The organism is Microcoleus sp. bin38.metabat.b11b12b14.051 (assembly GCF_013299165.1).
GTDB lineage: Bacteria > Cyanobacteriota > Cyanobacteriia > Cyanobacteriales > Microcoleaceae > Microcoleus.
On sequence record NZ_JAAFKD010000004.1, the window covers coordinates 310,222 to 320,675 of the forward strand.

The 10,454-nt window shown below is 46.2% G+C and carries 9 protein-coding genes; 7 read left to right on the plus strand and 2 right to left on the minus strand.

Going from position 1 to position 10,454, the window contains the following annotated elements; translation table 11 throughout:
- Positions 1 to 102 precede the first annotated feature (102 nt).
- Both QZW47_RS07390 and QZW47_RS07395 read left to right on the plus strand, forming a co-directional pair.
- Positions 103 to 1,047, plus strand: coding sequence for a glycosyltransferase family 2 protein (locus QZW47_RS07390; protein ID WP_293125599.1), 945 nt, complete (start codon positions 103 to 105; stop codon positions 1,045 to 1,047).
- Positions 1,048 to 1,069: 22 nt separating this feature from the next.
- Positions 1,070 to 2,335 carry a glycosyltransferase family 4 protein gene (locus QZW47_RS07395; protein ID WP_293125601.1) on the plus strand — a complete coding sequence of 422 codons (1,266 nt, stop codon included), beginning with the start codon at positions 1,070 to 1,072 and terminating at the stop codon, positions 2,333 to 2,335.
- Between the two features lie 126 nt (positions 2,336 to 2,461).
- On the opposite strand, the gene QZW47_RS07400 is transcribed toward QZW47_RS07395, so the two are convergent.
- The gene (locus QZW47_RS07400) at positions 2,462 to 3,220 is read right to left on the minus strand and encodes an FkbM family methyltransferase (RefSeq protein ID WP_293125603.1); all 759 of its coding nucleotides are present in this window, start codon (positions 3,218 to 3,220) and stop codon (positions 2,462 to 2,464) included.
- A 47-nt stretch (positions 3,221 to 3,267) separates the two neighbouring features.
- Between QZW47_RS07400 and QZW47_RS07405 the strand changes: the two genes are divergently transcribed.
- The 5 genes from QZW47_RS07405 (at position 3,268) to QZW47_RS07425 (ending at position 8,832) form a co-directional block, all read left to right on the plus strand.
- The gene (locus tag QZW47_RS07405; RefSeq protein ID WP_293125605.1) at positions 3,268 to 4,149 is read left to right on the plus strand and encodes a glycosyltransferase family 2 protein; all 882 of its coding nucleotides are present in this window, start codon (positions 3,268 to 3,270) and stop codon (positions 4,147 to 4,149) included.
- An 88-nt stretch (positions 4,150 to 4,237) separates the two neighbouring features.
- Entirely contained in the window at positions 4,238 to 5,389 is a 1,152-nt protein-coding gene (locus QZW47_RS07410; RefSeq protein ID WP_366930821.1) for a glycosyltransferase family 4 protein, read from the plus strand.
- Between the two features lie 150 nt (positions 5,390 to 5,539).
- On the plus strand, positions 5,540 to 6,769 hold the full coding sequence (locus tag QZW47_RS07415; protein ID WP_293125609.1) for a glycosyltransferase: 1,230 nt from the start codon (positions 5,540 to 5,542) through the stop codon (positions 6,767 to 6,769).
- Positions 6,770 to 6,828: 59 nt separating this feature from the next.
- Positions 6,829 to 7,911, plus strand: a complete 1,083-nt coding sequence (locus tag QZW47_RS07420) for an NAD-dependent epimerase/dehydratase family protein (RefSeq protein ID WP_293125611.1) — start codon at positions 6,829 to 6,831, stop codon at positions 7,909 to 7,911.
- Between the two features lie 75 nt (positions 7,912 to 7,986).
- The gene (locus QZW47_RS07425; protein ID WP_293125613.1) at positions 7,987 to 8,832 is read left to right on the plus strand and encodes a WecB/TagA/CpsF family glycosyltransferase; all 846 of its coding nucleotides are present in this window, start codon (positions 7,987 to 7,989) and stop codon (positions 8,830 to 8,832) included.
- Between the two features lie 537 nt (positions 8,833 to 9,369).
- On the opposite strand, the gene QZW47_RS07430 is transcribed toward QZW47_RS07425, so the two are convergent.
- Positions 9,370 to 10,329: a DUF362 domain-containing protein gene (locus QZW47_RS07430; protein ID WP_293125614.1), complete on the minus strand. Its 960-nt coding sequence runs from the start codon at positions 10,327 to 10,329 to the stop codon at positions 9,370 to 9,372.
- Positions 10,330 to 10,454: the final 125 nt, after the last annotated feature.

Below are 10,454 nucleotides of genomic sequence, written 5' to 3' on the forward strand. Positions count from 1 at the left end.
TCAGGCTTCCGGCTTTAAACCAATTCTTTCTGGTAAATGCTCGGAAATGTTTTTGTCCGCAGCGAAACTTGCATACAATTATCAAAATAGTAGAGTAAGTAAATGCCCGATTGGCAATTGAAAACCCCCGTTGCTTTTATTATTTTTAAACGCCCCGCAGAAACCGAAAGGGTGTTTGCAGAAATTCGCAAAGTCAAGCCGCCGAAACTGTTAGTAGTTGCTGACGGGCCCCGTGCAGATAGACCAGGAGAAGACCGAGATTGCGAGCTGGCTCGCGAGATTGTGGAGCGAGTAGACTGGGACTGCGAAGTGTTGAAAAATTACGCTGACGTAAATCTCGGCTGCCGGCGGCGGGTTTCTAGCGGTATAAATTGGGTGTTCGAGCAGGTGGAAGAGGCGATTATTATTGAGGATGATTGTTTGCCCGATCCGACGTTTTTCCGTTTTGCCGAAGAATTGCTCGATCGCTATCGAGACGATCGGCGGATCATGTCAATCTCCGGTCAAAATGTCCAATTCGGGCGCAAAAGAACTGATTGCAGCTACTATTTTTCTCGCTACAATCACTGTTGGAGTTGGGCGAGTTGGAGGCGAGCTTGGAAACACTACGATTTAGACATGAAGCTGTGGCCGGAAATTCGCGACGGTAATTTTTTGGTCGATGTACTGGGAGATCCGCAAGCTGTGAAAGTTTGGACTAATACTTTTCAGCTTTGTTATGAGGGGAAAATAGATACTTGGGATTTCCAGTGGGCATTTGCTAGCTTTATTCAAAGCGGGCTGAATATTCTATCTAATGTCAATTTAGCTTCTAACATCGGACACGGTAGCGGAGGAACTCACACGGCGGATGTCACCAGTCCGTACAACAATATGGCTGCTGAGGCGATCGCATTTCCGATGAAACACCCACCGTTTGTGATTCGGGACGCGCAAGCAGATAATTTTACTCAAAATACTTTGTACGATTACGATCCGCCGCTGCTCAAAAAGGTGCAAAAAAAAGTCCACAGACTGTTAAAAAAAAGCAAGTTAAATCACAGATAAATTTAGATAGCAGGCGGGGGAGATGAAGGTTTTACTGCTCAATAGTTCTGATACAGAAGGCGGTGCGGCCCGCGCCGCTTTCAGGCTGCACCAAGGTTTGCAAGGGATTGGGGCGCGATCGCAAATGCTGGTGAAAAATCAGCACAGCGGCGATTTAAACGTGGTCTCGGCACAGCACGGGATGGCGAAGAGTTTTGATAAGATTGTGTCAGTTTTATCTAATTCGCCGTTGCGGCTTTACCCGGAAAAAATTCCGGCGATTTTTTCTCCCCAATGGCTGCCGGATTCCCTGGCTGCGAAAGTTGCTAATATAGATCCGGATATTATTAATTTGCACTGGGTTTGTGGGGGTTATATGCAGGTAGAAACTGTTGCGAAGTTTCACAAGCCCCTGGTTTGGACGCTGCACGATATGTGGCCTTTTACAGGCGGGTGTCACTATAGCGAAGAGTGCGATCGCTATACTCAATCTTGCGGTAGCTGTCCGCAATTGCACAGCAGTCAAGATGCGGATCTGTCGCGGTGGGTGTGGCGGCGGAAAGCAAAAGCATGGAAAAATCTTAATTTAACTTTGGTGAGTCCTAGTGTTTGGCTGGCTAAATGTGCTAGTTCTAGTTCTTTGTGCAAAGATTATCGAGTTGAAGTGATTCCTAACGGCATCGATACTCAAAAGTATAAACCCATCAACCGTGCATGGGCGCGAGAAATTCTGAATTTACCTCAAGATAAACAAATTGTATTGTTTGGCGGTGCCAGCGGTACGGGCGATCGCTGGAAAGGATTTAACTTGCTGGTGCAGGCGTTGCAAAGCTTGAGTAAATCGGGCTGGAACGATCGCATAGAGTTGCTAGTTTTTGGTTCTTCTCAACCCAAAAATCCGATTGAACTTGGTTTTAAAACACATTATTTAGGTAAATTTGCTGATGACATTTCCCTAGCCTTAGTTTATGCAGCAGCAGATGTTTTTGTGGCTCCTTCTGTTTATGATAATTTGCCGAATACGGTGATGGAAGCGGCAGCTTGCGGCATTCCCAGCGTCGGATTCAAAATCGGGGGAATGCCGGATCTGATCGAGCACTGCTCAAATGGCTATTTAGCTAAACCTTATGAAACAGAAGATTTAGCTACAGGTATTGCATGGGTACTGGAAAATCGCGATCGACACCAACAACTCTGCACCAGGGCGCGCCAGAAAGTCGAACAAGAATTTAGCTCAGAAATACAAGCTCGCCGCTACTTGTCGCTGTTTTGTGAACTCGCCAGCGCCACCCAAAGTGCAGCGAATTAAACGGGTGCATCTCACTTTTGAAGAGGGCGAAGCATGACCGCATATAAGTTATTAGTTACAATCCCATATTGACTGCGGTCATGCTTCGCCCCTACAAACATATTTGCCAAAGTAAGATGCAGCCAATTAAACCAACTGTTTCCGCTGTTCTGGCGTAGCAAAGAAATTAGACTTTCTAAATTGTCCGTTTTCTTTCACAAACACCATGTCAACCTGAGCCAAAGCTCCATCGAGAGGGCGAATGTAACCGCCAAAAATATCGTAGGTGACAAATCCGCGCTCTTTCATATAACTGACAACATCGTATAATTGCGGGCCCCCGACAAAGAATTGAAACAAGGATACTTCCAGTATTACGGCTTCTGTATCTTCGAGCAATTTGCGACAGCCATCTAAAACATTCAACTCGGCGCCTTGCACGTCAATCTTCAGTAAATAAGGGGCTTTTAAGTTTTTTTCCCGGCAGACATCATCGAGGACAACTAGGGGAATTTCTCGGGGAACACCGTCTGCCAGACTGCCTTCTGACTCGTTGAGAGTAGAAGAACCGTAAAGTTGAGGGTGAACGTTAATCGTAATATTTCCGGCTTGAGCGCCGGCGCCAGCCATGATATACTGAGCTTTGTATTTTTGACAAATTTCTTTTAAATTTTTCTCGTATTCGATCAAAGGCTCTACCAGCAAGAAGTTGGTTTCGGGAAATTTCTCGTACAATTCAAAAGTTCCGTAGGCAACGCCGACATCTATGATGGTTTCTGGTTGAAAACCCAACTTGATGAACTGATCGAGCACACCGTACATAGATGTTCTCATGCCTTTTCGTGGGACATCGAATCCCAAAGGCTTGAGCATTGTGTAACCAATTTTTTTGAGAATTTGCCTCATAATTCTTTCCAGACTACAATCATATTGAATGACACTATTATAGATTGATGAAACCACACAGCACGATAGCAGCAATCATAACTTGCCACAACCGCAAGCCAAAGACCTTAGCTAGTCTCGCGGCGCTCTTCAATCAAGTGCTGCCAGCAGATGTATTGCTGGTGGTGTATTTAGTGGACGATGCCAGCACTGACGGTACTCCTGAAGCCGTAGCCCAGAATTATCCGCAGGTTAAGTTGTTGCGGGGAGATGGAAATTTGTTTTGGAATGGGGGAATGCGGCAAGGATTTGCTGAGGCGATGAAGCAGGATTATGACTATTACTTCTGGCTCAACGATGACACTATAGTGGAACCGTCGGCTTTGCAGGTGATGCTGGCAACGGCGCGCAGCTTGGCTGAGCAAGGCCACACGCGATCGATCGCAGTGGGTTCGACTCGCGATGCGACAACTGGGGCGCTGACTTATGGCGGCTGGTTGCGTACTAGCTGGTGGCATCCTTTGCATTTTCGGTTGCTGGAGCCGATCGCAGAACCTCAGCAGTGCGATACGATGAACGGCAACTGCGTTTTAATGCCGCGATCTGTAGCTGAAGTAGTGGGAAATCTCGACCCCGCATTCATTCACAGCATGGGCGATATTGACTACGGTTTGCGGTCAGTGCAACAAAATTGTACAGTTTGGGTGGTTCCCGGATATGTGGGAACCTGCTCGACTAACCCGCCGGAGGGCAATTGCTGGGAAGATCCGAATATGAGTTTGCTCGATCGATTTAAAAAGGTACTGCAACCCAAAGGTTATGGGCCAAAAGAGTCGAAAGTGCTGGTACGGCGGCACACGAATATATTGTGGCCGCTATATTGGCTGTTACCCTATGTAAGGTTGATTTTGACCTCAATCCGCCGAGGCCCTGTAGGGTATCGCGGCTAAGATTATTTTCGCAACCACAGGAAATGGGGAAGATTTTTTGATAACACTACCACCTTCCTTGTCGTCGCTATAACTAAAGGTGAACTGCATGGATGAACTTCGCATTGCTTGGCTTGTCCCGGAAGTGGAACTGGGAGCTTACTGGCAGCCTGTTTTGAGAGAATTCACGAAAATTTTTAAGCATACTGTATTTTATACTGGTCGTGTTTGGTCGGGGTTCGATCCGGCTCTGCCGGGAGCATCGGCTATTGAGTTGGTGGGAAAGACTAAGTTTATTGAGACGGAAAAGATCGAAACAGGGTACGATCGCGGTTTTATCGCTGTGTCGCCTCGGATTATCGGTCGTTTGCTAAAATTTAGACCTGATGTGGTGTTTCCCCAAGCTTTTTCTCTGTGGACTGTCTTGGTAATTATTTTTAAGCCGGTTTGTCAGTGGCGAGTTGCGATTATTTATGACGGAAGTTCACCGAATACTGATTTTCGAGATTCGAGTTTTCGGACGGTGGTAAGGCGGATGTTAGCTCGGTTTGCTGATGCTTTTGTTTCTAACAGCGAAGCAGGGAAAAGATATTTGGTTGAGGTGCTCAATGTACCGGAAAATAAGGTGTTTACGAGAACTTATTTGGTGCCGGATGCGGCGGCGCTGCTGAAACCTTTGGAATCTCAAGATTTGCCAAGTTTGGATTTAAAACGGCCGGTTTTTTTGTATGTGGGACGGATTACGGCTCGCAAGGGAATTAAGACGCTTTTGGAGGCTTGCGCTCTTTTGGAACAGCAAGGATATTCTGATTATAGTTTATTGATTGTGGGTAAGGGCGATCGCGAAGAGGAATTACAAGCTTTTGTGGCAGAGGCAGGTTTTGGCGATCGGGTAAATTGGGTGGGATGGGTGGACTACGGCAATCTGGGAGCTTATTTTCAGCTTGCTGATGTTTTTGTTTTCCCTACTTTTGAGGATGTCTGGGGTATGGTGGTACCGGAAGCGATGGTGTTTGGCAAACCGGTATTGTGTTCTAACGGTGCGGCTTCTTGCGAGTTAATTGTGTCTGGCGAAAACGGTTATATTTTCGATCCTAGCAATTCTAGGGAGTTGGCGGATCGAATGCAAGTTTTTTTAGACGCTCCTGATTTAATTGAGTCGATGGGAGAGCGCTCGCGAGAGCTGATTTCTCAAAAAACTCCGGAGACTGCTGCTAAAGCTTATGTCGAAGTCACATCTTTTCTAATGGGGAAGAGGTGAATAAAAAAGCAATAAGGAAGAAGGAAGAAGGAAGAGGGAAGAAGGAAGAGGGAAAAGGGAAGAAGAAAGAGGGAACAGGTTTGAAATGACCTGTTTGAACAATGACCAATGACTAATGACCAATGACCAATTACCGATTACCAATTCCCAATGAAAATTTTATTATCTGCCTTTGCTTGCGAACCCAATCTCGGCTCTGAAGAGGGAGTGGGATGGAATACTGTTATCCAATCTGCTAAACATCACGAAAGTTGGGTATTTACGCGGACGTTTTGTCGATCGTACATTGAAGCAGAATTAGAGCGCAATCCAGTGCCAAACCTGCACTTTGTTTATTTCGATCCCTTTGGGTGGAGCGAAGATTGGAAGGGGAGACAGGGATTGCTGCAACTTCACTATTATTTGTGGCAAATCTGGGCTTATTTTATTGCTCGAAAGCTCGATCGCGAAATTGGTTTTGACTTAGTACATCACGTAACTTATGTCAAACATTGGTCTCCAAGTTTCTTGGCGCTGTTGCCGCATCCTTTTATTTGGGGGCCTGTGGGCGGTGCAGAAGCAGCACCAAAGCCTTTTTGGCAAGATTTTAGCCGCCGGGGCAAAATTTATGAAACGCTGCGAGCGTGGGCTCAAAGCGCGGGAGAACGCGATCCGTTTGTGGGGCTGACGGCGCGCCGCAGTGCCGTGGCGCTGGCTACGACGGAAGAAACCGCAGCCAGACTGCGATTTCTCAAAGCAAAAAACGTGAAAATTTTCTCGCAAGTTGGTTTGTCGCAACAGGAGATTCAGGAATTAGAAAAATTTCCAACTCCGCCGGAACAGCCTGTTAGATTTATTAGCGTCGGTCGTCTCTTACATTGGAAAGGAGTGCACTTGGGACTCCGTGCATTTGCGGAGGCTTCGCTGGAACAATCGGAATACTGGATTGTCGGAGACGGCCCGGAAAGGCAGCGTTTAGAAGCTTTGGCAACAGAATTGGGACTTGGCAATAAAGTATTGTTTTGGGGGTCTTTACCGCGCAGTGAAACTCTTTCTAAAATGGGGGAGTCTCACGTTCTGCTGCACCCGAGTTTGCATGACTCGGGCGGATTTGTGTGTACGGAAATGATGGGCGTTGGGCGTCCGACGATTTGTTTGGATTTGGGCGGCCCGGCTACTCAAGTGACTGCTGAAACAGGGATTAAAGTGGCTGCTACTGACCCCGATCGCGCTGTGCAAGGTCTAGCAGAAGCTATAGTGTGTTTGGCGCAGGATGGTGAATTGCGATCGCGCTTGGGTCGAGCGGGTCAAAAGCGCGTCAGGGAAATCTATGATTGGAACATAAAAGGTCAATTCTTTGCTCAATTGTGCGAAGATGTATGCAAGGGAAAATCAGGATAACTTCCGATTTGTTCGATCGCACAAAACAAAGAAAACTATATTTTTTCAGGCGGTGAAACGTGAGCGTTGCAATCATTACTGGCTCGGCGGGATTAATTGGCTCAGAGGCGTGTAAGTTCTTTGCCAAACAAGGCTTTGACATAGTTGGCATCGACAACAATATGCGCCAGTTCTTTTTTGGTGCCGATGGTTCTACCAACTGGAACCGCCAACAGCTCGAAAAATCTTTGGGAACCAAGTATTATCACTTAGATGTGGACATTCGCGACTACGAAGCTATTACCAATATCTTTCAGCGGTACGGAGAGTCGATCGAGTTAGTAATTCACACAGCAGCCCAACCGAGCCACGATTGGGCAGCCCGCGCTCCTAAAATAGACTTTACTGTCAACGCTAACGGTACAATCAATCTTTTAGAAGCAACTCGCTTGTACTGTCCCAAAGCAGTTTTCATTTTTACATCAACCAATAAAGTATATGGCGATACGCCGAACAAATTGCCATTAGTTGAATTAGAACACAGGTGGGAAATTGCAGCAGGTCACACTTACGAAAGCGGCATTCGCGAAGATATGTCGATCGACCAGTGCCTGCACAGTTTGTTTGGTGCTTCCAAAGTAGCCGCTGACGTTTTAGTTCAAGAATACGGCCGTTATTTTAATATGAACACCGCTTGTTTTCGCGGCGGCTGCCTCACAGGGCCGAATCACTCGGGAGCTCAATTGCACGGTTTCCTCGCGTACTTGATGAAGTGCGCCGTGACTGGAATTCCTTACACCGTGTTTGGCTACAAAGGCAAGCAAGTCCGGGATAACATTCACAGCGCTGATTTAATTTCGGCATTTTATGAATTTTATAAAGCTCCTAGGAGCGCCCAAGTTTACAATACAGGAGGAGGCCGCTACAGCAATTGTTCGATGTTAGAAGCCATCCAAATGTGTGAATCAATTGCAGAACGCAAATTTAATTGGACTTATGCCGAAGGGAATCGCATTGGCGATCACATTTGGTGGATTAGCGACAATTCAAAATTCGCCAGTCACTATCCTGACTGGAAAATGAAATATAACGTCAAACAAATCTTGCAGGAGATTTATGATTGTAACCGCGAGCGCTGGCTGAAAGAGGGAGCGAAGGATTGAGCTGGGCCAAAACAATGTAGTGTCAAATTTTGTACGCGATGGCATACAAAGTTAAACTAATTTTACAGGAGATTTATGAGCGTAACTGCGAGCGTGAGTTTAAAGAGGTCTTCCATGATTGATAAAGGGAAAAAGAATGTACTGGGCATATTAGTAAATGCCGTTAATTATGAAGCCGCTGTCGGCAAAATTATTGATGCCGCCAGCGCCGGAAAACCAATGTCAGTTTCGGCTCTAGCAGTTCACGGGGTAATGACTGGGGTGCTTGACAGGACTCACCGCTATCGGATCAATCACATTGACTTAGTATTGCCAGACGGACAGCCTGTCAGGTGGGCATTAAATTTGCTCTACAATACGGAATTGCCCGATCGAGTTTGCGGCCCAAATGCGATGCTACAAATCTGCGAACGCGCCGCCGAAGAAGGATTATCGATCTATTTGTACGGCTCTAAAGCTTCTGTACTGGAAGCTTTATCTCGCAATCTCTGCCAGCGTTTTCCCAAGTTAATTATTGCGGGAACTCAGCCTTCTAAATTTAGGCACGTTTCGCCCGAAGAAAAACAGGAAATTGCTCAAGAAATTCGCAACAGCGGTGCAGCAATTACTTTTGTGGGTTTGGGGTGTCCGCGACAAGAAGTTTGGGCTTACGAATACCGGGACGAGCTATCAATGCCGCTGATTGCTGTAGGTGCAGCTTACGATTTTCATTCGGGAAATTTGGCAAAATCTCCTGAGTTTTTATGTAAAATAGGTTTGGAATGGCTGTTTCGGTTAATTAAGGAACCCCGACGCCTCTGGCAGCGGTATGTGTTGTTAAATCCGCTTTATATCTGGCTGTTTTTGCTGCAAGCTTTGAAAATTAAAAATTTCGACCCGAAAGACGCCACGCCGCCTGCTGAAGAAGTGTTGTATGGTTGAAATTTCTCTCTTCTGTTGTGAAAGGTCAATTTTTACACGCCAAAAGCCAAAAGCCAAAAATAGAAATAATAATTCACTATTTTGACTTTCGACTTGAAACTTGTGAAGATTTTAATTTTAAATTAATGGGTTTTTGTTTTTTGTGGGTTATGTTGGGCTTTGTAATTTATACCATTTTTCCAAAATTCTGCAACAGTAGCGGTAGGGTGCGTCGCTAGTAACTGGTTCCAAGGCTCTTCCTTGGAACCCATACAAGCGAGGAAGAGCCTCGTCACAGGATTTGGAGGCTCTTCCTCCTGATCTGCGTTACTTTCGCTGTGCCTGGTAACGAGTAGAATTCGTCAAAAAGCGTTAAGTGAACCGTATTGAGTTATGTTGGGCTTGGTAATTTAATTTCTGGGTAACAGAGGAAGTGTCAGCCGTCCTTGTTGGATTGTTTGGACAACTTTGGTTGCTGGCAGGTTTGATAGTTGGGAATGCGAGTTCTCAGAATTGGATGCGGACTGAAGTCCTCACTACAAACCTTGCTACAAACCTTTATTTGCCCGCGTAAGCCGCCATCCTTTCTTTGATAAATCGGATATAAAAATGCCTGAAAGTAGACTTAATTACCCGAGGCATCCCAAAGTCAATCGGCATCATATTTTCTGGCAACTTCCAGTCTAAAACCTTGAGAGTTTCCGGCCGCAAAAGGGGAAAATCGAGAGCCTCTAAATTCGAGCAAATTCCCAATCTCATCGCCGCAGCTACCGTCGGAACCAGCGCCGGATCGACATTAATAATTTCTACTAAAGTCCTGTCCAACGCAAACACATCATCAGAGGCGCCCAAGATTCCCAAAAACTTAGGTTCGCCGCCGCTGGGCCCGTTACCTTCGTGACCGATAATCCCATCCAAAATTGTCAAATTTGGGTTAATTGTCCGGGCCGTTTCTACCAGCATTTGACCGAATCTGGCGCTGTCTTTGCCGGCTTCCATGTGCCACCAAGCCTTCATTTTTCCGGGCACGCAGCCGAACAAATTTTTGACGCCCATTGTCACGGTTAATTGAACGTGAGATTTGAGTTTGGGCAAGTTAATCACCACATCTGCTTCCATTGCTTCTTTGCAAAGTCGCAGATGATTGAAATCTTGGCTGACTGTTTCGTAGCGTTTTCCTTGAAATTCAACTACTGGCAAATTTAGTTCTGCCAACAGCGGCAAATAACCGTTAGCTTTGGCTACGCCCATGGCGCTACCAAAAGCTGGACTGTCTCCTAAAAATGGTTTTCCACCCGCTGCAATGACCATTTTCGCCACGCAGTAAACTAATTCGGGGCGGGTGACGCATTCTTTGGTAGGGCGAGAACCTGTGAGGAGATTGGGTTTGAGTAAAACCCGATCGCCCTTTTTGACAAAAGCCGACATTCCGCCCCAGGGTGCGAGCAAATTTTCTAAAGATGCTTGTAGGTTTTCGCGATCGTATGAGTTGGCACGAATTAAACTAACAGCAGACATAATTGGGAATTGGGAATTGGGAATTGGGAATTGGGAATTGGGAATTGGGAATTGGGAATTGGGAATTGGGAATTGGGAATTGGGAATTGGGAATTGGGAATTGGGAATTGGGAATTGGGAATTGG